At 72.2% G+C, this 25,005-nt stretch carries 26 protein-coding genes, 2 tRNA genes, 1 other RNA gene and 1 pseudogene; 20 read left to right on the top strand and 10 right to left on the bottom strand.

What is annotated here, in order from left to right; genetic code table 11:
• Positions 1 to 2 precede the first annotated feature (2 nt).
• The 5 genes and pseudogenes from efeO to ACDF64_RS16800 form a co-directional block, all read right to left on the bottom strand.
• The gene (efeO, locus tag ACDF64_RS16820) at positions 3 to 1,208 is read right to left on the bottom strand and encodes an iron uptake system protein EfeO (RefSeq protein WP_394552497.1); all 1,206 of its coding nucleotides are present in this window, start codon (positions 1,206 to 1,208) and stop codon (positions 3 to 5) included.
• A pseudogene (efeU, locus tag ACDF64_RS16815) lies at positions 1,205 to 2,076 on the bottom strand (iron uptake transporter permease EfeU). Before efeU ends, efeO begins: the two are co-directional and overlap by 4 nt.
• A gap of 93 nt (positions 2,077 to 2,169) precedes the next feature.
• Positions 2,170 to 2,568, bottom strand: coding sequence for an ATP-dependent DNA ligase (locus ACDF64_RS16810; protein WP_394552496.1), 399 nt, complete (start codon positions 2,566 to 2,568; stop codon positions 2,170 to 2,172).
• 170 nt (positions 2,569 to 2,738) lie between these two features.
• Entirely contained in the window at positions 2,739 to 3,917 is a 1,179-nt protein-coding gene (locus ACDF64_RS16805; protein WP_394552495.1) for an MFS transporter, read from the bottom strand.
• The gene (locus tag ACDF64_RS16800; RefSeq protein WP_394552494.1) at positions 3,914 to 4,273 is read right to left on the bottom strand and encodes a metalloregulator ArsR/SmtB family transcription factor; all 360 of its coding nucleotides are present in this window, start codon (positions 4,271 to 4,273) and stop codon (positions 3,914 to 3,916) included. The genes ACDF64_RS16805 and ACDF64_RS16800 overlap by 4 nt, the downstream gene beginning before the upstream one ends.
• A gap of 90 nt (positions 4,274 to 4,363) precedes the next feature.
• On the opposite strand from ACDF64_RS16800, the gene ACDF64_RS16795 reads away from it, so the two are divergent.
• The 3 genes from ACDF64_RS16795 (at position 4,364) to ACDF64_RS16785 (ending at position 7,157) form a co-directional block, all read left to right on the top strand.
• A complete protein-coding gene (locus ACDF64_RS16795) occupies positions 4,364 to 5,722 on the top strand; it encodes an NAD(P)-binding domain-containing protein (protein WP_394552493.1) in 1,359 nt (452 codons plus the stop codon).
• Between the two features lie 36 nt (positions 5,723 to 5,758).
• Positions 5,759 to 6,664 (top strand): metalloregulator ArsR/SmtB family transcription factor, encoded by a 906-nt coding sequence (locus ACDF64_RS16790; protein ID WP_394552492.1) that lies wholly within the window; start codon positions 5,759 to 5,761, stop codon positions 6,662 to 6,664.
• Positions 6,665 to 6,737: 73 nt separating this feature from the next.
• Positions 6,738 to 7,157, top strand: a complete 420-nt coding sequence (locus ACDF64_RS16785) for an arsenate reductase ArsC (RefSeq protein ID WP_394552491.1) — start codon at positions 6,738 to 6,740, stop codon at positions 7,155 to 7,157.
• A 52-nt stretch (positions 7,158 to 7,209) separates the two neighbouring features.
• Here ACDF64_RS16785 and ACDF64_RS16780 read toward each other — a convergent pair.
• A tRNA-Leu gene (locus ACDF64_RS16780) sits at positions 7,210 to 7,291 on the bottom strand.
• Between the two features lie 15 nt (positions 7,292 to 7,306).
• On the bottom strand, positions 7,307 to 8,590 hold the full coding sequence (locus tag ACDF64_RS16775; RefSeq protein ID WP_394552490.1) for an acyltransferase: 1,284 nt from the start codon (positions 8,588 to 8,590) through the stop codon (positions 7,307 to 7,309).
• An 89-nt stretch (positions 8,591 to 8,679) separates the two neighbouring features.
• Between ACDF64_RS16775 and ACDF64_RS16770 the strand changes: the two genes are divergently transcribed.
• The 14 genes from ACDF64_RS16770 to mgrA all read left to right on the top strand — a co-directional run bounded on the left by ACDF64_RS16770 (position 8,680) and on the right by mgrA (position 19,919).
• Positions 8,680 to 9,912, top strand: coding sequence for a CpaF family protein (locus ACDF64_RS16770; RefSeq protein WP_394552489.1), 1,233 nt, complete (start codon positions 8,680 to 8,682; stop codon positions 9,910 to 9,912).
• The gene (locus ACDF64_RS16765; protein ID WP_394552488.1) at positions 9,909 to 10,766 is read left to right on the top strand and encodes a type II secretion system F family protein; all 858 of its coding nucleotides are present in this window, start codon (positions 9,909 to 9,911) and stop codon (positions 10,764 to 10,766) included. Before ACDF64_RS16770 ends, ACDF64_RS16765 begins: the two co-directional genes overlap by 4 nt.
• Positions 10,763 to 11,698, top strand: coding sequence for a type II secretion system F family protein (locus ACDF64_RS16760; RefSeq protein ID WP_394552487.1), 936 nt, complete (start codon positions 10,763 to 10,765; stop codon positions 11,696 to 11,698). The genes ACDF64_RS16765 and ACDF64_RS16760 overlap by 4 nt, the downstream gene beginning before the upstream one ends.
• 39 nt (positions 11,699 to 11,737) lie before the next feature.
• A complete protein-coding gene (locus ACDF64_RS16755; protein ID WP_394552486.1) occupies positions 11,738 to 11,914 on the top strand; it encodes a hypothetical protein in 177 nt (58 codons plus the stop codon).
• Positions 11,915 to 11,928: 14 nt separating this feature from the next.
• Complete coding sequence (locus tag ACDF64_RS16750) at positions 11,929 to 12,318, top strand: TadE/TadG family type IV pilus assembly protein (protein WP_394552485.1); 390 nt, start codon at positions 11,929 to 11,931, stop codon at positions 12,316 to 12,318.
• Between the two features lie 64 nt (positions 12,319 to 12,382).
• The gene (locus ACDF64_RS16745) at positions 12,383 to 12,817 is read left to right on the top strand and encodes a TadE family protein (protein WP_394552484.1); all 435 of its coding nucleotides are present in this window, start codon (positions 12,383 to 12,385) and stop codon (positions 12,815 to 12,817) included.
• A complete protein-coding gene (locus ACDF64_RS16740; protein WP_394552483.1) occupies positions 12,814 to 13,257 on the top strand; it encodes a pilus assembly protein TadG-related protein in 444 nt (147 codons plus the stop codon). The genes ACDF64_RS16745 and ACDF64_RS16740 overlap by 4 nt, the downstream gene beginning before the upstream one ends.
• A gap of 59 nt (positions 13,258 to 13,316) precedes the next feature.
• Positions 13,317 to 14,426 (top strand): peptide chain release factor 2, encoded by a 1,110-nt coding sequence (gene prfB / locus ACDF64_RS16735; RefSeq protein WP_394552482.1) that lies wholly within the window; start codon positions 13,317 to 13,319, stop codon positions 14,424 to 14,426.
• A gap of 69 nt (positions 14,427 to 14,495) precedes the next feature.
• A complete protein-coding gene (gene ftsE / locus ACDF64_RS16730; RefSeq protein ID WP_394552481.1) occupies positions 14,496 to 15,473 on the top strand; it encodes a cell division ATP-binding protein FtsE in 978 nt (325 codons plus the stop codon).
• The gene (ftsX, locus tag ACDF64_RS16725; protein ID WP_394552480.1) at positions 15,470 to 16,381 is read left to right on the top strand and encodes a permease-like cell division protein FtsX; all 912 of its coding nucleotides are present in this window, start codon (positions 15,470 to 15,472) and stop codon (positions 16,379 to 16,381) included. The genes ftsE and ftsX overlap by 4 nt, the downstream gene beginning before the upstream one ends.
• 168 nt (positions 16,382 to 16,549) lie before the next feature.
• Positions 16,550 to 17,026: an SsrA-binding protein SmpB gene (smpB, locus tag ACDF64_RS16720; RefSeq protein WP_394552479.1), complete on the top strand. Its 477-nt coding sequence runs from the start codon at positions 16,550 to 16,552 to the stop codon at positions 17,024 to 17,026.
• 79 nt (positions 17,027 to 17,105) lie between these two features.
• Positions 17,106 to 17,840 (top strand): tyrosine-protein phosphatase, encoded by a 735-nt coding sequence (locus ACDF64_RS16715; RefSeq protein WP_394552478.1) that lies wholly within the window; start codon positions 17,106 to 17,108, stop codon positions 17,838 to 17,840.
• A 155-nt stretch (positions 17,841 to 17,995) separates the two neighbouring features.
• Positions 17,996 to 18,363, top strand: a transfer-messenger RNA (tmRNA) gene (ssrA, locus tag ACDF64_RS16710).
• A gap of 527 nt (positions 18,364 to 18,890) precedes the next feature.
• Positions 18,891 to 19,919, top strand: a complete 1,029-nt coding sequence (mgrA, locus tag ACDF64_RS16705; RefSeq protein WP_394555184.1) for an L-glyceraldehyde 3-phosphate reductase — start codon at positions 18,891 to 18,893, stop codon at positions 19,917 to 19,919.
• Here the strand turns inward: mgrA and ACDF64_RS16700 are convergent.
• Positions 19,897 to 20,904: a LysR family transcriptional regulator gene (locus tag ACDF64_RS16700; RefSeq protein ID WP_394552477.1), complete on the bottom strand. Its 1,008-nt coding sequence runs from the start codon at positions 20,902 to 20,904 to the stop codon at positions 19,897 to 19,899. The two genes, mgrA and ACDF64_RS16700, sit on opposite strands and share 23 nt — an antisense overlap.
• A gap of 81 nt (positions 20,905 to 20,985) precedes the next feature.
• On the opposite strand from ACDF64_RS16700, the gene ACDF64_RS16695 reads away from it, so the two are divergent.
• Positions 20,986 to 21,927, top strand: a complete 942-nt coding sequence (locus tag ACDF64_RS16695) for a DMT family transporter (protein ID WP_394552476.1) — start codon at positions 20,986 to 20,988, stop codon at positions 21,925 to 21,927.
• Between the two features lie 86 nt (positions 21,928 to 22,013).
• On the opposite strand, the gene hisN is transcribed toward ACDF64_RS16695, so the two are convergent.
• Positions 22,014 to 22,832, bottom strand: a complete 819-nt coding sequence (gene hisN / locus ACDF64_RS16690; RefSeq protein WP_394552475.1) for a histidinol-phosphatase — start codon at positions 22,830 to 22,832, stop codon at positions 22,014 to 22,016.
• A 152-nt stretch (positions 22,833 to 22,984) separates the two neighbouring features.
• On the opposite strand from hisN, the gene ACDF64_RS16685 reads away from it, so the two are divergent.
• Positions 22,985 to 23,060 (top strand) — tRNA-Asn (locus tag ACDF64_RS16685).
• A 156-nt stretch (positions 23,061 to 23,216) separates the two neighbouring features.
• Positions 23,217 to 23,768 (top strand): OsmC family protein, encoded by a 552-nt coding sequence (locus ACDF64_RS16680; RefSeq protein WP_394552474.1) that lies wholly within the window; start codon positions 23,217 to 23,219, stop codon positions 23,766 to 23,768.
• 32 nt (positions 23,769 to 23,800) lie between these two features.
• On the opposite strand, the gene ACDF64_RS16675 is transcribed toward ACDF64_RS16680, so the two are convergent.
• Positions 23,801 to 24,985, bottom strand: a complete 1,185-nt coding sequence (locus tag ACDF64_RS16675) for an FAD-dependent monooxygenase (protein ID WP_394552473.1) — start codon at positions 24,983 to 24,985, stop codon at positions 23,801 to 23,803.
• Positions 24,986 to 25,005 lie beyond the last annotated feature (20 nt).

Genomic DNA, 25,005 nt, shown 5'->3' with positions numbered 1-25,005 from the left:
CGTCAGACCCCGAGGACCGTCGCGGTCAGCTGCGAGAGCGGCTCGGCGAGGGCGTTGACGGCGTCCGACAGCGCCTTCTTGTCGGCATCGGTGAGCGTCGCGTAGTCGACGAATCCGGTCTCGAGCGATCCGTACGCGGCGAGCGCGGCCTCGAGGGACGTGAACTGCCCGTCGATCTCCTCGACCAGCGCGGCCCCGTCGTCGCCCTTCGACTCGGCGAGCGCCTGCACCGCACCGAACGCGACGCCCGCGCCTTGCACGTTCGCGGCGAAGTCGCTGAGGTCGGTGCCGCTCCACCAGTCCTCCTCGCCCGTGATCTTGCCCGCGGCGACCTCGTCGAGCAGCGCGATCGCACCGTTCGAGATGTCGGCGAGCGAGACCGTGAACGAGTCATCCGTCACCAGTTCGTGCAGTTCGGTGACGTCCGCGACCAGCGCGTCGGCGAACTCCTGGCGCTGCTCCGGGGTCGACGGGGTCCAGTTCGCGAGGGCGTCCTGCCCGTCGGAGTTGAGGTCGCCCGGCGCGGGGGCCCAGAGGTCCTTCTCGATGCGGTGGAAGCCGGTCCAGTCGAGCCCGTCGGCGACGGCGTCGACCTCGCGGAAGTCGATCTTCGGGTCGAGGTCGCCGAACGCCTCCGCGGTCGGCTCGATGCGCTCGTACGAGACACGCGTCGAGGCGAACAGCGAGCGGGCGGTGTCGTCGTCGCCCGCGGCGTAGGCCGCGGCGAACGCCTCGACCTGCGGCAGCAGCTCCGAGGCCTGCGAGCGCACGTACGCGAGGTACTCGGCGACGGCCTGGTCGGCGAGTTCCTGCTCGTCGGCCGAGACAGCGGATGCCTCGCCGGTCACCGTGAACTCCGCGAGCCCGACCGGTGCCCCGACCTGCTGGAACTTGCAGGCCGTGTAGTAGGTGCCGGGCTCGAGCTGGGCCGTGAACGCGACTTCCTGGCCGGGGGTCACGTTCTCCTTCTCGCCGACGATGCGGAGCTGGTCCTCGGCGAGGATCTCGAACTCGTTGACGTCGCTGCCGGTGTTCGCGAGCGCGAACGTGACGGCGCCGGCGGTCGCGGTGGGGGTCGCGACGGCGCACGCGTCGTCGGTGATGTCGACGGCGATCGCCTCGGCGAGGTCGCTCTTGGCGACGCAGCCGCTGAGCGCGAGCGCGAGGACGGTCGCTGCGCCGACGGCAGCGAGGGGGCGACGGATCACGAAGCGCTCCTGAGGGGGGATGCCACGATGGGGGTCGTGGCCTTGACGGGCGGCGTGCCGGGGCGGCGGCGCCGGTTCAGCATCGCGAGGTACAGGCTCACGGTGGTCGCGACGTACGCGACCCAGCCGACGACCTGCGCCCACGTGGGTTCGGGGGTGAAGTTGAAGATGCCGCCGAGGACCGTGTCGAGCCATCCGCCCGGCGGGATGACGCCGGCGAGGCTGTAGGCGGGCGCACCGGCGCCCGGGATCACGGAGGCCTCCTGCAGGTCGCCGATGCCGTAGGCGAGCACGCCGGCGGCGACGAAGATGAGGAACAGGCCGGTCCAGGTGAAGAAGGTGCCGAGGTTGAACCGGACGAGCCCCTGGAGATGCCCCACGAGAGGGCGACGGCGGTGAGGATGCCGAGCACCGCGCCGGCGGTGCCGGAGACGGCGTCGTCGCCGCCGGCGACGTTCGCCCACACGAACAGGGCGGTCTCGATGCCCTCGCGGCCGACGGCGAGCGCTCCGAGCACGACGAGCGCGACCCACGACCGGTCGACGGCGTCGTCGACTCGGCCGCGGAGTTCCTTCGAGAGCCCGGCGCCGTGCGTGCCCATCCAGAAGGTCATCCAGGTGACGAGCGCGACGGCGAGGAGCGAGAGGACGCCGCCGAGGATCTCCTGCGCTTGGAAGGTCATCGCGTACGGGCCCCACGTGAGCACCGCGCCCACGCCGAGCGAGACCGCGATCGCGAGTCCGATGCCGATCCAGAGCCGCCCCAGCAGATCGCGCCGGCCCAGCTTGCCGAGGTACGCGACGAGGATGCCGACGACGAGGCCGGCCTCGAGGCCTTCGCGCAGGCCGATGAGGTAGTTCGCGAACACGGTCGACTCCGGGGTGGAAACGGATTGGGGTTAGCTGAGCCTAACCTATGTCGAGCCGTCCGTCGTCACGCATGACGTCACCCGGTCACCCGGTCACGCGGATCGATGCGGTCCCTCCGCGTCGGGCCCGGCCGCGTCCGCCGCGTCGGGCCGGTCCGCGTCCGCCTCGACGGCGGGCGAGGATGCCTCGACCCGGGTCGGCCCTGCCTCGACCGGTTCCGGGAGCAGCCTGAGCGTTCCCGAGAAGCCGGCCTCCGCGGACATCACCTGCGCCCAGCGCCAGTTGATCCGGGGCTGGCGGTTCCCCTCGTAGACGAACTCGATGGGCATCTGGCAGTTCACCCACATCGACACCAGGACGCCGTTGCGCTGCAGGGCCAATTCGAACGACTCGTTGCGGCGGAGCTTGTCGATGATCACGACCTGCAGGTGCGCGAGGACCCGATCATCGAGCTGGATCGGACGGTTGTCGTCGAAGACGAAGAACCCCATCGGCAGCCTCCCACCAATGCATCCCGGTCCAACGGGCGCTCGACACGGTCGACGGGAACTCGTCGGTTTCGCAGCGGGTCCACGCCGAGATCACTCGACGGAATTCTATTCTCGGGCGTTCGCGCCGGTCCAGATCCGACGGCCCACCTCGAGGGCCGTCGCACTCCGTCTCACGACCATCGCGCCGCGACGAACGCGATCGGGGCGAAGCCGGCCATGATGATCGCCATCGCCGAGTAGCTCCCGACCGCGCCCACCACGAGGGGCCCGAGTGCGGGCCCGAGCGCGGAGACCGCCGTGATCGGGGCCGCGACCACGCCGTTGATCGACCCGTAGTTCCGCGTCCCCCACCGATCGGCGACCGAGGAACCCTGGACGAGCGTCTGCGCCCCGCGGACGGCTCCCGCGGCAACCCCGATGGCGATGAGCAGCCACGGCGGTCCCGGCACGAGCGCCATCAGGCCGAGCAGCACCGCCGCGAGCCCGGACGTCGTGGCGAGCGCCACCCACGGTGCGGTCCGGTGCGGCAGCACCACGTAGACGAGTCGACCGATGACCTGCCCGGCGCCGAGCAACCCGAGCGCCCAGGCCGCGAGCTCGTACGAGAGGCCCTTCTCCATGTAGAGCGGGATGACGGCGAGCGTCACGCTGAACACCGCGATGGCGAGCGCGACCATCGAGGTCTCCAACGCCCAGAATCGCCGGGTCCGCACCACCGATCCGACCCGGTGGACCGGTTCGTCGGGTCGGATCGGGGGCAGCGTCGCCCAGTCGCGCTCGAGGAAGCACCAGTGCAGTGGCAGGGTCAGCGCCAGGAGCACGATCGCGAGCACGAGGAAGGTCGCGCGCCAGTCGAGGCGGGTGAGCAGTCCCGCGACGATCGGCGCGAACACGGTCGATGCGAGACCGCCGGCGAGCGTGAGGATCGTCATGGCCGTCCGCCGGCCGTCGCCGTGCCGGCGCGTGACCACGGTGAAGGCGGCCTGGTACAGCACTGCCGACTGCCCGAGTCCGCAGACGAGCCAGCCGGCCGCGAAGACGACGAGGTTCGGCGCCGCGCTCACGACCACCAGCCCGATGGCGCCGATGAGCGCGCCGGCGGTCATGATGAGCCTCGGGCCGCGATGGTCAAGCCACCGCCCGACGAGGATGCCGGAGAGCGCCGAGACGGTGAGCCCCGCGGAGAAGGCCAGGGTGATCGCAGGGAGCGTCCAGCCCGTCTCCGCGGCGATCGCGGGCGCGGCGACGATCAGGGCGTAGTAGAGGATGCCCCAGCTGACGAGCTGCCCGACCGACAGCGCACCGAGCCGGACTCCGAGCCGGCGCTGCGCGGTCGAGCGGCCGGTCACCTCGAGGCGGTGACGTCGAGCAGTTGCGAGAGCTGGGCGAGCGCGCCCGGGACGAGCCGGTAGTACGCCCACGTGCCGCGCTTGCTGCGGGTCAGGAACCCGGCCTGCATGAGGATCTTCAGGTGGTGCGACACGGTCGGCTGGCTCAGCCCGACGGGCTCGATGAGGTCGCAGACGCACGCTTCCCCGCCCTCGGATGCCGCGACGATCGAGACGAGGCGCAGCCGGGTCGGGTCGGCGAGCGCCTTGAGCTTGTGCGCGAGGTCCGTCGCGCGGTCGGCGTCGATCGCCTCGCGCGTCAGCGGAGTGCAGCACGCCGCGTCGGGCTGGATCACCGGGAGCGACGTCGGGGACATGCGACCCATGCTAGCCGAACATTGACAAACTTCGATGGATGGGGCGACACTCTGTATCGAAGTTCATCGATACATAGGAGCCGCCCGATCATGACCCTGCTCGACCTCACCGTCCCGAGCCTGCGTCCGCGCACCCTCGACTCCCTGCCCGTCGCGATCGTCGGCGCCGGCCCGATCGGGCTGGCCGCCGCAGCCAACCTCGTCGAACGCGGCATCGACTTCGTGGTCTTCGAGGCGAGCGACGCGGTCGCCGGGGGCATCCGGCAATGGGGCCACACGCGCCTCTTCTCCCCGTGGCGTCACGTGGTCGATCCGGCCTCGCGCCGACTGCTCGAGGCGACCGGTTGGGTGCTGCCCGAACCCGACGCCCTCCCCACCGGCACCGAACTCGTCGAGCGCTACCTCGAGCCGCTCGCGGCGCTCGGGCCGATCGCGTCCCGCATCAGCACCGGCGCGACCGTCGCGGCGATCACCCGGCAGGGCATGGACCGCACCCGCACCGACCGCCGAGCCGCGACGCCGTTCCTCCTCCGAGTGCGCACCGCTGCCGGCGTCGAGGAGATCACCGCGCGCGCGGTGATCGACGCCTCGGGCACGACCGACCATCCGAACAGCCTGTCGTCGTCGGGGCTCGAGCCGCTCGGCCTCGCCGACGTCGCCGATCGGGTCAGCCACGCGCTGCCCGACGTGCTCGGCCGGGAACGTGCGCGGTTCGCCGGCCGGCGCACGACCGTGGCGGGCGCGGGCCACTCCGCCGCCAACACGCTGCTCGCGCTGGCGGAGCTCGCGGAGCAGGAGCCCGACACGCGGATCACCTGGCTCATCCGCAATTCGAGCGCGGTGCGCGTCACCACGTCCGACGACGACGGCCTCGCCGCCCGCGCCTCGATCGGGCGACGCGTGGACGCGCTCGTCCGAACCGGCCGGATCGCGGTCGTCGACCGGTTCGAGACCATCCGGCTCGACCGCACCGAGGGCGGCGTGCGCCTCACCGGGCTCCGCGGCGGCGAACTCGTCGAGCACGAGACCGACCTCGTGGTGAACGCCACCGGGTTCCGGCCGGACCTCGACATGCTGCGCGAGATCCGCCTCGAGCTCGATGAGGTGGTCGAGGCGCCGAAGCGGCTGGCCCCGCTCATCGACCCGAACGTGCACACGTGCGGCACGGTCGAGCCGCACGGAATCGCCGAACTGGCGCATCCCGAGCCCAACTTCTTCCTGGCCGGCATGAAGAGCTACGGGCGTGCGCCGACCTTCCTGCTCGCGACCGGATACGAGCAGGTCCGTTCGATCACGGCGTGGATCGCGGGCGACCTCGCCGCGGCGACCGTCGTCGAGCTCGAGTTGCCGGCCACGGGCGTCTGCTCGACGGGTCTGCCCGGCGACGGGGCATCCTGCGCCACCGAGCCCGCCGCCTCCGGTGCGGCGCAGTCCGGCTGCTGCCGCTGACCCGGGAGGCGAACTCCGCGACATAGACTCCCATCTATGGATGCCACGGCGGAGGCCGCACGCGAGCTCCGGCTCGTCGCCGATGCGACGCGTGCGCGGATCCTGCGGAGCATCCTCGACGCACCGGACGGCCGAGTGCTCGTCGGCCGGCTCGCGGAGGAACTCGGGCTCCGGCAGCCGACCGTGAGTCATCACATGAAGGCGCTGTTCGACGAGGGGATGGTCGCCCGGCGGCCCGACGGACGTCGGACCTGGTACTCGCTCGCGCCGGAACGCGCCGATCGGCTCGCGGAGATGTTCGGCGGCGTCGACAGCGGGGCGCCCGTCGACCCGGTCCTGGACCGGGTCGCGCGCGACCTCGGCGATCGCTATCGCGGCGTCTTCGGCGCCGAGACCGTCGAGCGCTACGTGCGGGAGAGCTACGACCTGCTCGCGTCCCGCCCGGACGGCGGCCGACACGTCGCCTCGCTCGCGGCCAGGTTCGCGGCGGACCGCCTCGACGCGCTCGCGCGCGATCCGGGTGATGGGCGGGCCGGCGGCGGGCGTGCCCCCGGGGTGCCCGAGGTCCTGTTCGTCTGCGTGCAGAACGCCGGCCGCTCGCAGATGGCGTCGGCGATCCTCCGGCACCTGGCCGGCGATCGCGTCCACGTGCGCACCGCCGGCTCCGACCCCGCGGGCGAGGTCCGCGGGCCGATCGTCACGGCCCTCGACGAGATCGGTGTGCCCGTCGCGGGCGAGTACCCGAAGCCGCTCACCGACGAGGTCGTCCGCGCGGCCGACGTGGTCGTCACCATGGGCTGCGGCGACGCGTGCCCGATCCTTCCGGGCCGACGGTACCTGGACTGGGACCTCGACGACCCGGTCGGGCAGCCGATCGTTGAGGTCCGCGCGATCCGCGACGACATCGAGCGCCGAGTGCGCGACCTCATCGCGACGCTGTGATCGCGTGCTCCGTGATGGCCCGGACGGGGAGTCGGGGTTGGCGGACTTATAGATATCCATCTATCATTCAGGCATGACCGCCCCCACGCCCTCCGTCCTGTTCGTCTGCGTCCACAACGCCGGAAGATCCCAGATGGCCGCGGGCTACCTCCGAGAGCTGGGCGCCGGCCGCATCGAGGTCCGGTCCGCCGGTTCGGCGCCGAAGGACGAGATCAATCCCGTCGCGGTCGAGGCCATGGCGGAGGACGGTGTCGACATCACCGGGAACACGCCCAGGATCCTCACGGTCGACGCGGTCCGGGCGTCGGACGTCGTGATCACGATGGGGTGCGGCGACGCCTGCCCCGTCTTCCCGGGCAAGCGCTACGAAGACTGGGAACTCGACGACCCGGCCGGTCAGGGCATCGACGCCGTCCGCCCGATCCGCGACGAGATCAAGCGCCGCGTCGAAGCGCTCGTGGCGGAGCTGCTGCCGGCGGCGCCGGCCTCATGAGTCGGAGCTGAGTCGGGCCGATTCCGGCCGAGCGAGCGCGAGCCGAGCCGAGTGCGGAAGGTGGGACTCGAACCCACACGCCCGAAGGCACAGGAACCTAAATCCTGCGTGTCTACCGGTTTCACCACTCCCGCGAGTGCCCAGCCAGTCTAGGCGGCGGACGCCCGCACGCGGCGCGGCCGCACGAGGAGGAACGCGGTCCCCAGCAGCACGACGCCCACCACCGCGATCCGCAGGTCGAGGAAGAACTCGATCACCAGGAAGGGCGGGATGAACGCGAGCGCGGCGGCCGTGTACGTCGCGCCGGGCGCCGGGCGGCGGTAGCCCTCCGGGATCGCCGTCGGCAGGGCCTCGAACCGGGCCAGCGGGATCGACACGAGCCAGACCAGCCCGAGCACGACGACCAGGATGAGCGCGCGGCTCCACCACCAGGCTGCCGTCGCGGGCTCGGGCATCGCCCACGGGGCGAGCAGCATGAGCGCGGCGACCCCGATGATGATCGGCAGGTGCCAGAGGTAGATCGTCATCGACCGGCTGCCCACGAGCGAGACGGTCGCCCGCACGGCCCGAAGCCGCATGAGGGCGTTGAGCGGCGCGTACAGGAGCGTGAGGATCGACACCTGCGCGATGCCGAGGAGCCCGAGCGGACCGGTCGGCGGGTTGAGGTTCGTCAGCATGTCGGGGGAGTACCACCCCCGCTCGACGAGGAGCCAGATCGTGAGGTACGAGACGGCGGCGAGTCCGGTCAGCTGCGGCGCGGTGCGCCGCTTGAACCATCCGTCGGCCATCCAGAAGCCGAGCTGCTGGACGAACGCCCAGATGAAGATGATGTTGACGTGGCCGAGCGTCTCGACGCCGCTCGCGATGCGAGCGGCGTCGATGAGCGCGGCGGTGCCCGCGAGCCCGGCCAGCGTGAGCACGGGGGCCCGTCGGTGCAATCGCGCCGTGATCGGCACCAGGCACTGGACGAGGAGGAACGCGCCGAGGAACCAGAGGGGGGAGCCCGCGCCCTTGGCGATGGCGTCGAGCAGTTCGGGATCCGCGCCCGCGAGCCTCGCCGTGCCGAGCCCGAGCGCGAAGCCGATGAACAGCGGCAGGGCCGGCGTCGCGAGCCGCAGCACGCGCGCCCGCACGAAGTCCGCGGAGTCGCCGCCGCGCTTCTGCAGGCTGCGCCACGCCGTGATCGCGGTGAACCCGCCGAGCGCGAAGAACAGCGGCATCACCTGGCCGGCCCAGGTCGCGGCGGCGAACCAGGGCTGCGCCTCGGCGGGACGGGAGAGGACGATCGCCCCGGAATCGTCGAACCAGACCCCGATCATGAGCAGGTGGGCGACGACCACGAGCAGGATGCAGGCCGCCCTCGCGAGGTCGACGACGACGTCGCGACGGGCGATGAGCGCGGCGCGTTCGACGGCGGTTCGTGATTGCGTCATCGGCCTCCCATCGGAAGATGCTGCCGACGTGATTTTACCTGTGGAGAACCGGCGCCGCGGTCGTCCACGCCCCCGCCAAGATGAAGCGCATGACCGATCCCGTGCGCACGATCGCCGAGCGCGTGCGGAACCGGGTGCTCCGGGAGGGCGTCGACGTCGTGCACGACGAGGGCGCGGCCGCCCGATTCGCCCGTGAGGAGGTGCGCCGGCACTCCGAGCGCGCGCTCGCGGGCACGGCCGTCGCGCTCGCCGACGAGGCCGGCGTCGAGCGCGAGGTGGTCGCCGCGATCACGGGGTACGGCCCGCTCCAGCCGTACTTCGACGACCCGGGCGTCGAGGAGATCTGGATCAACGGCCCCACGCGGGTGTTCATCGCACGTGACGGCATCGCCCAGCTCACGCCGCTCGTCCTCGGGGACCGCGAGGTGCGCGAACTGGTCGAGCGGATGCTCCAGCACTCGGGCCGACGGGTCGACCTCAGCTCGCCGTTCGTCGACGCGTCACTGCCCGACGGGTCGCGGCTCCACGTCGTGATCCCGGACGTCACCCGATCGCACTGGGCGGTGAACATCCGGAAGTTCCAGGCGCGGCTGCGGGCGCTGCCCCAGCTCGTCGCGCTCGGCGCGCTGACCACGACGGCGGCCGAGTTCCTGCGCATGTCGGTGCTCGCGGGCGCGAACATCCTCGTCGCCGGGGCCACGCACACCGGCAAGACGACGCTCGTGAACGCGCTGCTGTCGGCGAGCAGGGTCGGCGAACGCGTCGTCACGGTCGAGGAGACCTTCGAGCTCGACATCGACGTGCGCGACCACGTCGGGCTCCAGTGCCGTCAGCCGAGCCTCGAGGGCACCGGAGAGGTCACGCTCCGCCGGCTCGTGAAGGAGGCGCTGCGGATGCGGCCCGACCGGCTCGTCGTCGGCGAGGTGCGGGACGCCGAGAGCCTCGACCTGCTCATCGCGCTCAACTCGGGCGTGCCCGGGATGTGCACGATCCACGCGAACTCCTCCGCGGATGCGCTCACCAAGCTGTGCACGCTGCCGCTGCTGGCGGGCCGCAACATCGACCCGGCGTTCGTGGTGCCCACGGTCGCGTCGACGATCGACCTCGTCGTGCACCTCACGATCGATCGGGCGGGCCACCGCCGCGTCGCCGAGATCGCCGCGCCCACCGGACGCATCGTCGACGGGCTCGTCGAGTCCGAGGTCCTGTTCGCGCTGCGCGACGGGGCACTGGCGCCGACCGGCGCCCGCCCGCCGCGTCCGCAGAAGTACGCCATGGCGGGCCTGGATCCCGACGTCGTCCTCGGGCAGGCGGGCGCGTGAGCGTCATCCTCGGCGCCCTGCTCGGGACCGGGCTCCTGCTGCTGCTCTCGCCCGTGCTGTGGCCGGAGCGAGGTGCGCGGGCCTCGCGCACCGGGTCCGGCCGGATCCGCGACGAGTTGCAGCTCGCGGGCCTCGGGCACGTCCCCCTCCCGGCGATCGGGCTCGTCGCGGCGGTGCTCGCGGCGGTCGTCGCCGCCATCGTGCACGCGATCTTCGGCCTGCCCGTCCTCACGCTCTCCGGCGGCGCGCTCGGGCTCCTGATCGTGCCGTTCCTCGTCCACCGACGTGCCGAGCGCCGCCGGGCGGCGAACCGGGCGGTGTGGCCCGAGGTCGTCGACCACCTGGTGGCGTCGGTGCGCGCGGGGATGTCCCTGCCCGACGGCGTCGCCGCGCTCGCCGAGCTCGGACCGTCGGCCACGCGGGCGGACTTCGCGGCGTTCGAGGCGGACTTCCGGCGGACCGCCGACTTCGGCCTCGCGCTCGACCGGCTCAAGGAGCGGCTCGCGGACCCGATCGCCGACCGGCTGATCGAGACCCTGCGCATGGCCCGCGAGGTCGGCGGAACCGAGCTCCCGACGGTCCTGCGCGGGCTCGCGCGGTCGCTGCGCGAGGATGCCTCGGTCCGCGGCGAGGTGCACGCGAGGCAGTCGTGGATCCGCAACGCCGCCCGGCTCGGCGTCGCCGCCCCCTGGCTGCTCCTGCTCCTGCTCGCGTCGAAGCCGGAGACCCTCGAGGCGTACGACAGCACGGCCGGGAGCATCCTGCTCCTCGTCGGGGTCGCCGTGAGCCTGCTCGCCTATCGCGCGATGATCGCACTCGGCCGGCTGCCCGCCGAACGGCGGTGGTTCCGATGAGCCCGGGGGTCGCCCTGTCGATCGCGTCCGGTGCCGCGCTCGGGCTCGGCCTTTGGCTGATCGCGTCGACCCTGCCCAGGCTCGGCCGGCCGCGGCTCATGGAACGCGTGGCGCCGTTCGTCGCCGACCTCTCGAGCGAGGCGAGGAGCCTCCTCGACCGGCGCCCGTCGGATCCGTCTCCGGTGATCGGCCTGCTGTTCGCCCCGGCACTCGCCGTCGCGCGGACGCTCGCGGGCTGGTTCGGCGGCGACCAGCAGGTCGCTCGGCGCCTCCGTCAGGCGGGGTCGGACACGACGGTCGGCGGATTCCGCGGACGCCAGCTCGCTTGGGGGGCCGCGGCGTTCGCGGTGGGCGTCGGCGCCGCGGTCGCGAGCCCCGGCCTCGCGTCGACGCCGCCGTTCCTTCGCGCGCTGATCCCGCTCGTCGGCGCGATCCTCGCGGTCGCCGTGTGCGACTGGATGCTCCAGCGGCGCGCTCGCGCTCGCCTCGGACGGATCTCGGACGAGTTGCCGACCGTGCTCGAGTTCCTCGCGCTCAGCCTGACCGCCGGGGAGGGCATGCTCGACGCACTTCGCCGAGTCGCGACGGCGGGTGCCGGCGAACTCGGCCGCGAGTTCGCCGGCGTGACCGCCGCCGTCGGCGCGGGCGTCCCGCTCGCACGTGCGCTCGCCGACCTCCGCGACGACCTCGACCACGCGGCGCTCACGCGCGCGATCGACCAGATCCTGGGTGCCCTCGAGCGCGGCGCGCCGCTGTCCGGCGTCCTCGCCGCGCAGGCCGGCGATGCCCGCGACGAGGCGAAGCGCCGGCTGATCGAGTCGGCGGGCCGCAAGGAGATCGCAATGCTCGTCCCGCTCGTGTTCCTGATCCTCCCGGTGACGGTCGCATTCGCGCTGTTCCCCGGCTACGTCGTGCTCCAGACCGGATTCTGATGCGCGCGACCCTCGAATCCCCGACCGAAAGGACCGCCCATGCGCCGCTTCGCCGCCAGCCTTCGAGACCGCTTCCGCGACGAACGCGGCGACGTCCCCGGGTGGGTGCTCATCACGCTCATGACGGCCGGGTTGGTCATCGTGATCTGGGGGCTCGCGGGCCCGGCGCTGTCGTCGGTGTTCGACCAGGCGATCCAGCGCGTGCTCGGGTTCTGACGCGCTCCAGGGCGGTGTTCGCGCGCCTCGTCGACGAGCGCGGCTCAGCGGTCGCGGAGTTCGCGCTCGTCGGGGTCATCCTCACGGCCCTCGCACTCGCGGTCGTCCAGCTCGCGCTCGCGCTGCACGTGCGGAACACCCTGCTGGATGCCGCAGCCGAGGGCGCGCGCTACGCCGCGCTCGCGGGTGCCTCGACCGATGACGGCGTCGCCAGGACCCGCGCGCTCATCGGCGCCGCGCTGTCCGACGGGTATGCGGCCGACGTGTCGGGTCGGGTCGAGTCGCCGGGCGGGGTCGAGGTGGTCGCGATCACGGTCCGGGCCGCCATCCCGGTGATCGGGTTGCTCGGGCCCGAGCGGGGCCTGGAGGTGACGGGCCATGCCGCGGTCGAGGGCCTCGATTGACCGCGTGCGCCGCCTGCGCGGCCCGCACCGCCCGCGCCGCCCGATCCGTGGGCGGGTCGCAGGGATGCACGCAGACGACCGCGGGTCGGCGTCGCTCGAGTTCCTGACCGTCGGGCTGATCCTGCTCGTCCCGCTCGTCTACCTGGTGCTCGCGATCGGCGCGATCCAGGCGGGCAGCCTCGCCGTCGAGGGTGCGGCGCGTCACGCCGCGCGCGTCGCGGTGCGGTCGGCGGGGGAGGGCCGGCCGCAGGTCGAACCGGTCGTGCTCCTCGCGCTCGCCGACTACGGGATCGGCCGGGCCGACACCTCGGTCGACGTCGTCTGCGACCCCGTCGCCGCGTGCGGCGAGCCGGGCACGCGCATGCGGGTCGACGTCGTCGCGCGGGTCCGCCTGCCGCTGGTGCCCGAGGTGCTCGGCCTCGATCGCGTGTCCAGCGTGGTCCTCCGCGGGTCCGCCACGCAGACCGTCTCGCGGTTCGCGGTCGGAGGCGGCGGATGACCCGCCTCGCGCGGCTCCGCGAGGAGGACGCGGGCTCGACCCTCGTCCTCACCGTCTGCTACGGCATGCTCGGCATCGTCCTCATCCTCGTTGTCGCCGCCGCGACCTCCCTCTACCTGGAGCGCAAGCGCCTGTTCACGGTCGCCGACGGCGCCGCGCTCGCCGCCGCCGAGTCCTGGGGGATGGAGAGCGTCCACGTCGACGACGGGCGCCTCGGGTTCGCACTCACGGCCGACGGCGTGCGGGCGGCGGCGTCCGACTACCTCGCCGACACCGAGAGCGGACTGCAAAGCATGGAGCTCGCCCGCGCGGACGTGCTCGACGGGCGGACCGCCTCGGTCACGCTCCACGCCCGGTGGGTCGCGCCGATCAGCACCGAGTTCCTCCCGATCGAGGTGCCGATCGAGGTCACCGCGACGGCGCGGTCGGTGTTCCACTGACGCGCGAGGCATCCATCGCACCGGTGCCCCCGAGCCCGAGCGTCTAGGCTGGACAGGACATGTTGGATCAAGACTTCACGCAGGCGCTCGCGGGTCTGCGCGCCACCTTCCGAGACATCCGTGCCGTCGTCGACGTCGACGCCCTCGAGGCCGACATCGCCCGCCTGTCGGAGGCGGCCGGCGCCCCCGACCTGTGGGACGACGTCGACAACGCCCAGAAGGTGACCAGCGCGCTCAGCCACCGGCAGGCCGAGCTCAAGCGCGTCATGGCCGTCGAGCAGCGCATCGACGACCTCGACGTGCTCGTCGAGCTCGCCGCCGAGATGGACGACGCCGACGCCGAGGAGGAGGCGCGCCAGGAGCTCGCTGCGCTCGAGGAGGTCGTCGGCCAGCTCGAGGTGCAGACCCTGCTCGACGGCGAGTACGACGCGCGCGGCGCCGTCGTCACGATCCGCTCGGGTGCGGGCGGCGACGACGCCACCGACTTCGCCGAGATGCTCATGCGGATGTACCTCCGCTGGGCCGAGCGGCACAAGTACCCGGTCAAGGTCATGGACACCTCGTACGCCGAGGGTGCGGGCATCAAGTCGGCGACCTTCGAGGTCGACGTGCCCTACGCCTACGGCACGCTGTCGGTCGAGGCCGGGACGCACCGCCTCGCGCGCATCAGCCCGTTCGGCTCCGCCGACAAGCGGCAGACGTCGTTCGCCGCGGTCGAGGTCATCCCCGTCATGGAGGAGGCCGTGGAGGTCGACATCCCCGAGGGCGACATCCGCGTCGACGTGTTCCGCTCGTCCGGCCCCGGCGGCCAGTCGGTCAACACGACCGACTCCGCCGTGCGCCTCACCCACCTCCCGACCGGCCTCGTCGTCTCGATGCAGAACGAGAAGTCGCAGATCCAGAACCGCGCCGCGGCCATGCGGGTCCTCCAGACCCGACTCCTGCTGCTGAAGCGCGAGGAGGAGGCGGCGAAGAAGAAGGAGCTCGCGGGCGTCATCACGGCGAGCTGGGGCGACCAGATGCGCTCGTACTTCCTCTACGGCCAGCAGCTCGTGAAGGACCTCCGCACCGGATACGAAGTGGGCAACCCCGCGACCGTGTTCGACGGCGACCTCGACGGGCTCATCGCCGCCGGCATCAAGTGGCGCAAGCGCAAGGACGACGACTAGGTCCGATCCCTCGGCCGCGGCGGGTGTCGCTGCTGCGAAACCGGGGAAGCCTGCTTAGGCTCGAACGCGATGATCCGCTTCGACTCCGTCACCAAGACCTATCCGGGGCAATCCAGACCGGCGCTCACCGACGTCGGGGTGGAGATCCCCCGCGGTGAGTTCGTCTTCCTCGTGGGGGCGTCCGGCTCCGGGAAATCCAGCTTCCTCCGGCTGATCCTCAAGGAGGAGAAGCCCAGCCGGGGCACGATCCACGTGCTCGGGCAGGACCTCGGCCAGATCTCCACGCGGAAGATCCCCTACTTCCGCCGCAGCATCGGCGTGGTGTTCCAGGACTTCCGCCTGCTGCCGAACAAGAACGTCGCCGAGAACGTCGCGTTCACGCTGCGCGTGATCGGCAAGTCGCGCGGATTCATCCAGTCGGCCGTGCCCGAGACCCTGAAGCTCGTCGGCCTCGACGGCAAGGGCAAGCGGATGCCCCACGAGCTGAGCGGCGGCGAGCAGCAGCGCGTCGCGATCGCGCGCGCGATCGTGAACAAGCCGCAGATCCTGCTCGCCGACGAGCCGACCGGCAACCTCGATCCGGTGACCAGCGCGGGCATCATGACCCTGCTCGAGCGGATCAACGCGAGCGGCACGACCGTCGTCATGGCCACGCACGAGGCGGGCATCGTCGACCAGATGCAGCGTCGCGTGATCGAGCTCTCCTCGGGCGAGGTGGTCCGCGACCAGGCCGCCGCCGGCTACGACGGCGAGACGGTCCGCGAGTTCGAGCCGGGCGATCTCGGCACCATGACCGCGGCCGCGCCCAAGGTCACGCCCGAAGCGATGCGCACCGCCGAGCCGCTCTACGTCGAGCCCGAGGCGACCGACGAGGTCACCGAGGAGGCCGCCGAGATCACCGCCGTCGCGACCGGAGCGATCCCGATCGAGGAGGTCGAGGAGATGGCCGCGCCCGCACACCTCACGCTCGCCGAACGGCTCGGACTACGCGCCCCCGGCGGCCCGCGCAAGGACGACCACGACCAGGAAGTCGGACCCACCTCATGAGGCTCGGACTCGTGCTCGGCGAGGCCGCGAACGGCCTGCGCCGCAACGCCTCCATGGTCGTGTCGGTCGTGCTCGTCACGTTCGTGTCGCTCACGTTCGTCGGGACCGCAGCGCTCCTGCAGCTGCAGATCGGGCAGATGAAGGGCTACTGGTACGACCGAGCGCAGGTCGCGGTCTACCTGTGCACGTCGGTGTCGACGTCGGAAGGATGCACCGACGGCGAGGCGACCGAGGAGCAGAAGGCCGCCGTCCAGGCGCAACTCGAGTCGGACACGCTCGCGCCGTTCGTCGACGAGGTGACGTTCGAGGACCACCAGCAGGCGTACGACAACTTCCAGGAGCAGTTCGCCGGCACGCCCGCGGCCGAGTACGTGACGCCCGAGGTGCTGAACGAGACCTTCTGGGTGAACCTCGTCGACCCGGGCCAGTCGGACGTCATCGCCGAGAGCCTCGCCGGCATGGCCGGCGTCGAGCAGGTCGTCGACCAACGGCGCTACCTCGACCAGATCTTCGACGTGCTGAACGCGGCCAGCTACACGGCGATCGCGATCGCGGCGATCATGCTCGTCGCTGCCGCGCTGCTCATCGCGACGACGATCCGGTTGTCGGCGTTCTCGCGCCGACGCGAGCTCGGCATCATGCGTCTCGTGGGCGCGTCGAACGGGTTCATCCAGACGCCGTTCGTCGTGGAGGGCGTCTTCGCCGGGCTCATCGGGTCGCTGCTCGCGGGCGGCGCGGTACTCGCGATCGTGCAGTTCTTCGTGCAGGGCTACCTCGCCGAGACGCTGTCGTTCACGTTCGTCGACCTGGGCGACGCCTGGCTCGTCGTGCCGTTGCTCGTGCTCGTCGGCGTGCTGCTCGCGGCGATCTCCGCGGGCATCGCGATCCGGCGGTACCTGCGCGTCTAGGTCTCGAGACGCGTCGCGCTACGCGCGGCGCTCCTCGACCCACCGGGTCTCGAGACGCGTCGTGCGTACCGCGGCGCGCCACGGCCCGCGGGAGCGGGTAGACTGACGGGCTGCCTCGGCGACGGCCGGGGCATCCATCACGACACGAACCGAGCGAAGGAGGGCGCCGTGCCCAGGGAACGCGGTAAGAAGGTCGTCGCGACCAACCGCAAGGCGCGGCACGACTACCTCATCGAGGACACGTACGAGGCCGGCATCGTGCTGCAGGGCACCGAGGTGAAGTCGCTCCGCGAGGGGCGTGCGTCGCTCGTCGACGGCTACGCCTTCATCGACGGCGGCGAGCTGTGGCTCGACGCGGTGCACATCCCCGAGTACACCGAGGGCACGTGGAACAACCACGCGCCGCGCCGCAAGCGCAAGCTCCTGCTGCACAAGCAGGAGATCGTGAAGATCAGCCATCGCACCGCGCAGGGCGGCTACACGCTGATCCCGCTGTCGATCTACTTCTCGAACGGGCGCGCGAAGGTCGAGCTCGCGATCGCGAAGGGCAAGAAGGAGTACGACAAGCGCCAGGCCCTGCGCGAGAAGCAGGACAAGCGCGAGGCGGACCGGGCGATGTCGACCCACCGGCGGCTCGGGGACTGAGCCGCGGTCGGGGGACCGCCCTGCGCCGGGTGGATGACCGCCCGGTGCAGTGTCAGGACCGGAGGGTAGGCTGCACGAGGTGGAGACCTCGACGCGCATCCCCGTACCCGGCACCTTCAACTTCCGCGACGTGGGCGGGATCCCGACCGTCGACGGCCGGGCCGTGCGAGAGGGCGTGCTCTACCGTTCGGACGGGCTGCACCGACTGGGCGAGGCCGGTCGCGAGCGCCTCGCCGAACTCGGCGTCGGCCGCGTGCTCGACCTGCGCGACGACCGCGAGGCCGCCGCGATGCCCGACGACGTCGACCACGCCGACGTCGAGATCGTGCGCCTCCCGCTCTTCGAGGGTTCGGCGGCATCGCAGAAACCCGGCATCAGCCTCGAGGAGCTCTACGAACGCATCGTGACGCAGCACGCGCATGTCGTCGTCGAGGCGATCCGCGACCTCGCGCGGGCGGGCGACCGGGCCGTCGTCGTGCACTGCACGGCCGGCAAGGACCGCACGGGCGTCGTCGTCGCCCTCGCGCTGCTCGCCGTCGGCGCCGACCGGGACGCCGTCATCGCCGACTACGCGCGCACCCAGGCGAACCTCGAGGGGGAGTGGCTGGAGGGCATGGTCGAGCTCGTCGGGGGCTACGGCGTGCCGGACTCGCCGGCGCTGCGCGTGCTCATGGGCGGCAGCCCGCCCGAGGCGATCGAGGACCTCATCGAGACCGTGGAGCGCACCTCGGGCTCGGCCCGGGAGTTCCTGCTCGCCGGGGGCCTGTCGCTCGAGGATCTCGCCGCGCTCGAGCATCGGCTCGTCGCCGACTGAGGATGCCTCGCCGGCCGGTGCGCGGAATGGCACGGGGCATCCGGCGTGTTGTATCCTGAAAGGCCGCTCGGGCTTCGGCTCGGCGGAATTGGAAACTCCACAACGTGCGACGACGGCCCGCCATCGTCCTGCCCCAGGGCAGGACCGGCGCGCATGGGGATGATCGGTTTCGACATCGCCTGTGTGCCCACGAGAAGCGGGCCGAGGATGCAGGGTTATCTCGTCAACGCTCCCTGCACACCAATAACTGCCAACAACAAGCAGTCCGACTTCGCCCTCGCTGCCTAAGCGAGTCCGATAGTCCGTCGGCCCGAGTTCGTTCCCGCCTCGGTACCCGGCGTCAGCTAGGGATCTTGCTGCGCGTCTTCGCCTGAGCGGCGCGCGGGACTTCATCAGGCTGGGCCCGTCGATCCAGGTGCCTGTGACAAGGATCGGGGCCGAGCAGAACGCTTCACAGGATGCGCCCGGAGAAGGCGTGGAATCTCAGCGATGGACGGGGGTTCGATTCCCCCCATCTCCACACTCCGGCCGTCGTCGCACGCATGTGGAACGAGCGAAGGACGCCCCGATGGGGCGGCCTTCGCTCGTTCACGAGTGGCGCGGGGTTCGCGAGGGGGACGCGAGCCGCGCGACTCAGTCGGTGAATGCGCTGGTGCAGTAATCGCACTCGGGATCGTCGCAGAACCAACGATCGGTGACCTGCTCGTTCATGGTGGGGCCTCCTGGGACACGAGGGACTTCGGCATCGGGGAATGCCTCGACGACACGGTCTGGCGGCGGTGGAGGGGTGTGCTCCGGTGTCGCGATGGCCCGGGTGGCGGGACCGTCAGGTGCGGCGTCGGTGCCGCTGGCGCGGGGTGGATGCGCCGTTGCGAACTGCTGTGCTGAGATGTTCTCACGCACGGACGGTCCGTGCCGAGTGGTGCACCCCCACAATTGCGGAGCCGAAGATTGCACGATCCGCACAGTCTCCGCACGGGCCGGATCGGACCGCGCGGGTGCGATGATCGACGGGTGGGATACACCGCCGCGTCCGACCGATACGACCGCATGGCCTACCGCCGCTCGGGCGCCTCCGGCTTGAAGCTCCCGGCGCTCTCACTCGGGCTCTGGCACAACTTCGGCGACGACCGGCCGCTCGATGCGCAGCGCGCGATCGTGCGGCGGGCGTTCGACCGCGGTGTCACCCATTTCGACCTCGCCAACAACTACGGGCCGCCCTACGGGGCATCCGAAGCCAATTTCGGTCGCATCCTCGCGACCGACCTCGCGCCGTACCGCGACGAGATCATCGTCTCGACGAAGGCCGGCTGGGACATGTGGCCCGGACCCTACGGCGTCGGCGGGAGCCGCAAGTACCTGCTCGCGAGCCTCGACCGCTCGCTTGAGCGGCTCGGGCTCGACTCCGTCGACATCTTCTACTCGCACCGCCCCGACCCCGAGACGCCGCTCGAGGAGACGGCTGCCGCGCTCGACCACGCGGTGCGCAGCGGCCGGGCGCTCTACGTCGGCATCTCGTCGTACAGCGCGGAGGACGCGCGCGCGATGGCGCGCCTCCTCGGCGAACTCGGGACGCCCCTGACCATCCACCAGCCGTCGTACTCGATGCTGAACCGCTGGATCGAGACCGACGGCCTCCTCGACGCGGCCGGCGAACTCGGATTCGGCGTCATCGGCTTCACGGCGCTCGCGCAGGGGCTGCTCACGGGCAAGTACCTCGGCGGCGTCCCCGAGGGGACGCGCGCGGCCGCGGGCACGTCGCTCGACGCCGACGCGGTGACGGAGGCCACGCGCGAGCACCTGCGGGCCCTCGACGCGGTCGCGCGCGCGCGCTGCCAGTCGCTCGCGCAGCTCGCGCTCGCATGGGCGCTGCGCGACGAGCGCGTCACGAGCCTCGTGATCGGCGCGAGCCGGGTCGCCCAGCTGGACGAGAACCTCGACGCGCTCGACCGGCTCGGGTTCGACGACGACGAGCTCGCCGCGATCGACGGGCACGCAGTCGACGGCGGCGTCGACCTGTGGGGCGACGCCCGGCGCGGCGGCGGCCTGCCCGAGCTCAAGCCGGAGGCGCCCCGCTGACTCGGGCACCGGCCGCGTCGGGAGCGTCCGCGGTGTGTCCGAGCGGGGGCGTGCTCGCGGCATCCGGCGTGATCGCGGCGCCGGCGGTCGCGCGCAGGAGCCGTGCGGCCCGCTCGACGGCGGGGTGCGTCCGCATCGACCGCTTCGTGCGCAGCATGATGCGGCGGCGGACAGCGGCATCCCTCACCGTGATCGCCCGCACCTCCTCGGGCAGGCGGAACGCGCCCAGCCGGGGGAGGACCGTCACGCCGAGGCCCTGCGCGACGTAGTCGAACGCGGTCGCGTAGTCGGGCGCGGCGAGGCGGAACCGGGGTGCGAAGCCCGCGGCGAGGCATCCGGTGATCACGATCTCGCGGCACGGTCCGCGCGCGTGGTCGTTGTCGATCCACGGCTCGTCGGCGAGGTCGGCGAGGGCGAGCGTCGATCGGCCGGCGAACCGGTGCTCGGCGGGCACGACGACGACGTAGTCCTCGGTGCGCAGGTGCTCGAGGTCGTAGCCCTCGATGCTGCCCTCGGCGACGGCGGGGTCGCGGTCGGCGAGCACCGACTCCGCGACGTACAGCTCGAGGTCGGGGTCGACCGCGTAGCGCCCGCGCAGTTCGATGAGGTCGATCTCGACCCGCAGGCCCGGGAAGTCGTCGGCGAGGGCGCCGAGCACGCCCGGCATCCAGGCGCGGTTCGCCGACGAGAAGCAGCCGACGCGGATCGTGCCGCTCCGGCCGGCGCGGAGGTCGTCGGCGAGGCCGTCGAAGTCGGCGAGCTGGTCGAGCACGCGGGTCGCCCGGTCGGCGACGACGAGGCCGGCGGCGGTCGGGCGGATGCCTCGCCCCGCACGCTCCACGAGGACGAGCCCGGTCTCGCGCTGGAGGGCGCTCACGTGCTGGCTGACGGCGGACGGCGTGTAGCCGAGGTGCTCGGCGGCCCGGTTGATGGAGCCCGTGTGCACGACGGCGCGGAACACGCGGAGGCGCTGCGGATCGACCATGCGCCGACTGTACAGCGGAACTGAATGAATAGGTAGGAACGTTCGCTTGTAATGAATGAAGCATCCCGCGAGGCTGGGAGCATGTCACGACGCACCGCCGAGCAGCCCGCGCCCCCCACCGGATCACGCCTGCCGATCCCCGCCCCCACCGCGACGAGCGGCGGCCGCGCTCCCGACTGGCGCGTGCTCGCCGCGACCGTCGTCGTGCTCGTCCTCTGGGCTTCGGCGTTCATCGCGATCCGCGGGATCGGCGACCACCTCTCGCCGGGCTCGATCGCACTCGGCCGCCAGCTCGTCGGATCCGTCGCGCTCATCGCGATCGCGGTCTGGCGGCGTCCGCCCCTGCCGCGCGGCCGCGGGCTCGTGCTCGTCATCGTCTACGGCGTGATCTGGTTCGCCGGGTACACGCTCGTGCTGAACATCGCCGAGCGGCACCTCGACGCCGGCACCACCGCGATGCTCGTCAACGTCGCCCCGCTCATCGTCGCCGTCGTCGCGGGCATCGCCTTCAAGGAAGGGTTCCCGCGCCCGCTCATGATCGGCCTCGGCATCGGATTCACCGGGGTCGTGATCATCGCGCTCGGCGGTGCGGGCGCACACGGCGACCTGCTCGGCATCGTGCTCGGCCTCGTCGCCGCGGTGCTCTACGCGAGCGGGCTGCTCGTGCAGAAGGTCGCGCTGCGGACCACCGACGCGCTGAGCGCGACCTGGGTCGGCTGCGTCGTCGGCGCGCTCGCGCTCCTGCCCTTCCTGCCGAACCTCGTCACCGAGGTCGGCACCGCGCCGCCCGCCGCGATCGCCGCGACGGTCTACCTCGGCATCTTCCCGACGGCCGTGGCGTTCCTGCTGTGGGCGTACGTGCTGCAGCGCAGCACCGCCGGCGCGACCGCGTCGGCCACGCTCGCGGTGCCGGCGATCGCCGTGCTGCTCTCGTGGCTGCTGCTCGGCGAGCTGCCGACGATCGCCGCGCTCGTCGGCGGGGCGCTGTGCCTCATCGGCGTCGCGTGGAGCCGGCGGCGCTGAGATCGGGCGCCGGGCCGGCCGCGCCGAGTCGGCGCCCGGCCGCGCGGTGTCACCGGCCGGCCGCGCTGTGCTGTCGGGCGGGTCGCTCAGCGCAAGACGTCGAGCACGCGATCGTGCAGCAGCCCGTTCGTCGCGAGCGAGCTGCCGTGCCCCGGCCCCGGCTCGCCGGTGATCGACGTGAAGCGGCCGCCGGCCTCCTCGACGACGGGGATGAGGGCGGCGAGGTCGTACACCTTCACGTCGAACTCGCCCACGATCTCGAGCAGGCCCTCGGCGAGCAGCATGTACGACCACGCATCGCCGTAGGCGCGATCGCGCCACACCCGGTCGGCCAAGGCCAGCAGGCGGTCGCGGTACCCGGCATCGCGCCACTGCGCGAGGCTCTGGAAGCTGAGGGAGGCGTCGGCGAGGTCGGCGACCTGCGAGACGGCGATGCGGCGCGGCTCGACGGAGCCGTCCGACGTCGTGCCCGGGGCATCCGTGGTCCACGCGCCCGTGCCGCGGGCGGCCCACCAGCGGCGGCCGAGCGCGGGCATCGCGACCACGCCGACGACGGGCACGCCGTCGACCGCGAGCGCGATCAGGGTCGCCCAGACGGGGACGCCGCGCAGGAAGTTCGCGGTGCCGTCGATCGGGTCGATGATCCACTGCCGGGAGGCATCGCCCTCGGTGCCGAACTCCTCGCCGAGCACGCCGTCGTCGGGCCGCGCGATCGCGAGGCGGTCGCGCAGGGCGCGCTCGACGGCGAGGTCGGCCTCGGTCACGGGCGTGCGGTCCGGCTTGGTGCGGACGTCGAGGTCGACGGCGCGGAAGCGCGCGAGCGATACCGAGTCGGCGAGGTCGGCGAGCTCGAGCGCGAGCGCGAGATCGGCGGCGAACGGGGCTTCCGGGGCATCCGTGGTCACCCGTTCAGGCTATCGGCGAGCGGGCCGGGTGACCGGGGTCGTGACGTCGGATGCCGCGTCGCCACGCCGAGGTCGGCCTCGATTGGCGCTCGTCCGAATGGCCTGATAGTGTGGTCGCTCGGTTCGGGTTGTGAAAAACAGGCCGGAATCACGCACCTCTAGCTCAATCGGCAGAGCAACTGACTGTTAATCAGTGGGTTCAGGGTTCAAGTCCCTGGGGGTGCACCACAGAACGGCCCTCGATCGGGATTCCAGATCGAGGGCCGTTTCGCATTGTTCGGGCCTCGGGAGGCGGTCGGCGCGGCATGACGCCCCGTGTCGCCGGTTGAAGCCGCGTGACGGCGCCGTTCGACCGGCGCCCGTGCGGTCCCTACGGTCGGCACCATGACGCTCCTCACCGACACCGCCGTCCAGTCCTCCAGCGCCGATGAGCGCGCGAGCCGCCTCACCGAGGCGGGCGCCGCCTGGGCCGATCGCATCTCCGCCGACGGGACCAGCGCCCACCTGACCTACCGCACCTCGGGACAGGGCACCGGCTCCGTCGCCAGCGCGATCCGCGCCGGCAAGCACGAGTTCCTCGTCGACGAGCCCGCCGCGCTCGCGGGCGACGACCTCGCCGCGAGCCCGGTCGAGTACGCGCTCGGTGCCCTCATCTCGTGCCAGATCGTCGTCTACCGCCTCTACGCCCAGGCGCTCGGCATCCAGGTCGACGACATCCGCATCGACGCCGAGGGCGACCTCGACGCCCGGAAGCTCTTCGGCATCGACGAGACCATCCGCCCGGGCTTCGGGGCCGTGCGACTCGCGATCACCATCGACGGCCCGGAGACGGCCGAGCGCTACGAGCAGCTCAAGGCCGCCGTCGACGAGCACTGCCCGGTGCTCGACCTCTTCGCGAACCCCACGCCGATCGCCGTCACCGTCAGCAAGGGCTGAACGCGCACCGGCGCGCGGACCGCGGCCCTCGATCAGGAGTCCTGGTCGAGGGCCGCTTCGTATCCGCCGAGGCGGGTCCCGTCGTCCGCCGTGCGCCGCCCCGACGGTCCGCCGGCCCGCACGAGCGGCGACCGGATCACCGTGTTCCGGATCCACCGGCCGAGCCCGGTGCTCGGCGCCATCAGTCGCACGTTGACCCCGATCCGCTGCCGGGCGCGGACCAGGCCGCGATGGCCGTCGTGGGCGCGGGCGAACGCGAGCCGGTGCTCACCGGGCGCCGCCGCCAACTCGATCGCGAGCCGGTACGCCCCGACCAGCGCGAGTTCGGCACCGGCACCCGACGCCGGGGAGGCGCACCAGGCGGCGTCGCCGACGAGCGCGACGCGCCCGGTCGACCACCGCGCCATGCGCACCTGGCTGAGGGCGTCGAACATGAGCCCGGGATCGGCGAGCGCGGTGTCGAGCAGGTCGCCGACGTGCCACGACGTGTCGTCCGCGAACGCGTCGGTGAGGAACCGTGCGGGCAGGCGCGCGTCGCGGCGGTCGTAGGCGAGCTCGGGGGACCGGAAGAGGAAGTACGCCTTCGCCTGGGCGTGGGTGCCGGAGCGCCAGATGCCGGCCATCCGCCCGGGCCGGTTGTGGATCGTCATCCATCGGTCCTCGCCGAGCGACGCGTCCGCATCGGCGAATGCGAAGTAGTGCCCGCGGTGCACCGTGAACCGGGCCACCGGTCCGAACGCCAGGCGCCGGACGTTCGAGTGGATGCCGTCGGCGCCGATCACGAGGTCGAAGCGGTCCGTCCCGCCGTGGTCGAAGGCGACGGTCGCCCCGCCGTCGTCCTGGTCGAGCGCTCGGATCGAGTCGCCGAAGCGGAATTCCACGTCGCTTCCGATCGCGTCGCGGAGGAGGCGGACCAGGTCGCCGCGCAGGATCTCGACGCCGTCCGGGTCCCTGGTGTCGAGTCGTGCGATCGTCCGGTCGTCCGCATCCACGAACCGCATGCCGCGCACGTCGGCCGCGGCGGCCCGGATCTCCGCACCGAGCCCCATTCGCTCGACGACGGCGACGGAACGCCCCCGGATGTCGACCCCGTTGCCGCCCGTGCGCAGGTCCGGCGCACGTTCGACGACCGTCGGCGCGAAGCCGAGTCGCGCGAGCCAGTACGCGAGCGTCAACCCGGCGACGCTCGCGCCCGAGATCAGGATCCGTTGGTTCATCCGTGGCTCCCAGCCGTAGA

Origin of the sequence: Agromyces sp. MMS24-JH15, from assembly GCF_043518605.1 — a bacterium.
Taxonomy (GTDB): domain Bacteria; phylum Actinomycetota; class Actinomycetes; order Actinomycetales; family Microbacteriaceae; genus Agromyces.
The sequence above is the reverse complement of the archived record's forward strand: the minus strand, read 5'-3'. Positions and strand labels throughout refer to the sequence as shown.

Excerpts from the sequence above, each read along its gene's own strand:
- ftsE (WP_394552481.1), top strand. The coding sequence starts at position 14,496 with ATGATCCGCTTCGACTCCGTCACCAAGACCTATCCGGGGCAATCCAGA.
- ACDF64_RS16680 (WP_394552474.1), top strand. The coding sequence starts at position 23,217 with ATGACGCTCCTCACCGACACCGCCGTCCAGTCCTCCAGCGCCGATGAG.
- ACDF64_RS16755 (WP_394552486.1), top strand. The coding sequence starts at position 11,738 with ATGCGCCGCTTCGCCGCCAGCCTTCGAGACCGCTTCCGCGACGAACGC.
- mgrA (WP_394555184.1), top strand. The coding sequence starts at position 18,891 with ATGGCCTACCGCCGCTCGGGCGCCTCCGGCTTGAAGCTCCCGGCGCTC.
- ACDF64_RS16740 (WP_394552483.1), top strand. The coding sequence starts at position 12,814 with ATGACCCGCCTCGCGCGGCTCCGCGAGGAGGACGCGGGCTCGACCCTC.
- ACDF64_RS16770 (WP_394552489.1), top strand. The coding sequence starts at position 8,680 with ATGACCGATCCCGTGCGCACGATCGCCGAGCGCGTGCGGAACCGGGTG.
- ACDF64_RS16695 (WP_394552476.1), top strand. The coding sequence starts at position 20,986 with ATGTCACGACGCACCGCCGAGCAGCCCGCGCCCCCCACCGGATCACGC.
- ACDF64_RS16760 (WP_394552487.1), top strand. The coding sequence starts at position 10,763 with ATGAGCCCGGGGGTCGCCCTGTCGATCGCGTCCGGTGCCGCGCTCGGG.
- ACDF64_RS16700 (WP_394552477.1), bottom strand. The coding sequence starts at position 20,904 with ATGGTCGATCCGCAGCGCCTCCGCGTGTTCCGCGCCGTCGTGCACACG.
- ACDF64_RS16810 (WP_394552496.1), bottom strand. The coding sequence starts at position 2,568 with ATGGGGTTCTTCGTCTTCGACGACAACCGTCCGATCCAGCTCGATGAT.
- ACDF64_RS16795 (WP_394552493.1), top strand. The coding sequence starts at position 4,364 with ATGACCCTGCTCGACCTCACCGTCCCGAGCCTGCGTCCGCGCACCCTC.
- ACDF64_RS16675 (WP_394552473.1), bottom strand. The coding sequence starts at position 24,985 with ATGAACCAACGGATCCTGATCTCGGGCGCGAGCGTCGCCGGGTTGACG.
- ACDF64_RS16785 (WP_394552491.1), top strand. The coding sequence starts at position 6,738 with ATGACCGCCCCCACGCCCTCCGTCCTGTTCGTCTGCGTCCACAACGCC.
- ftsX (WP_394552480.1), top strand. The coding sequence starts at position 15,470 with ATGAGGCTCGGACTCGTGCTCGGCGAGGCCGCGAACGGCCTGCGCCGC.
- ACDF64_RS16800 (WP_394552494.1), bottom strand. The coding sequence starts at position 4,273 with ATGTCCCCGACGTCGCTCCCGGTGATCCAGCCCGACGCGGCGTGCTGC.
- ACDF64_RS16745 (WP_394552484.1), top strand. The coding sequence starts at position 12,383 with ATGCACGCAGACGACCGCGGGTCGGCGTCGCTCGAGTTCCTGACCGTC.
- ACDF64_RS16775 (WP_394552490.1), bottom strand. The coding sequence starts at position 8,590 with ATGACGCAATCACGAACCGCCGTCGAACGCGCCGCGCTCATCGCCCGT.
- prfB (WP_394552482.1), top strand. The coding sequence starts at position 13,317 with ATGTTGGATCAAGACTTCACGCAGGCGCTCGCGGGTCTGCGCGCCACC.
- ACDF64_RS16790 (WP_394552492.1), top strand. The coding sequence starts at position 5,759 with ATGGATGCCACGGCGGAGGCCGCACGCGAGCTCCGGCTCGTCGCCGAT.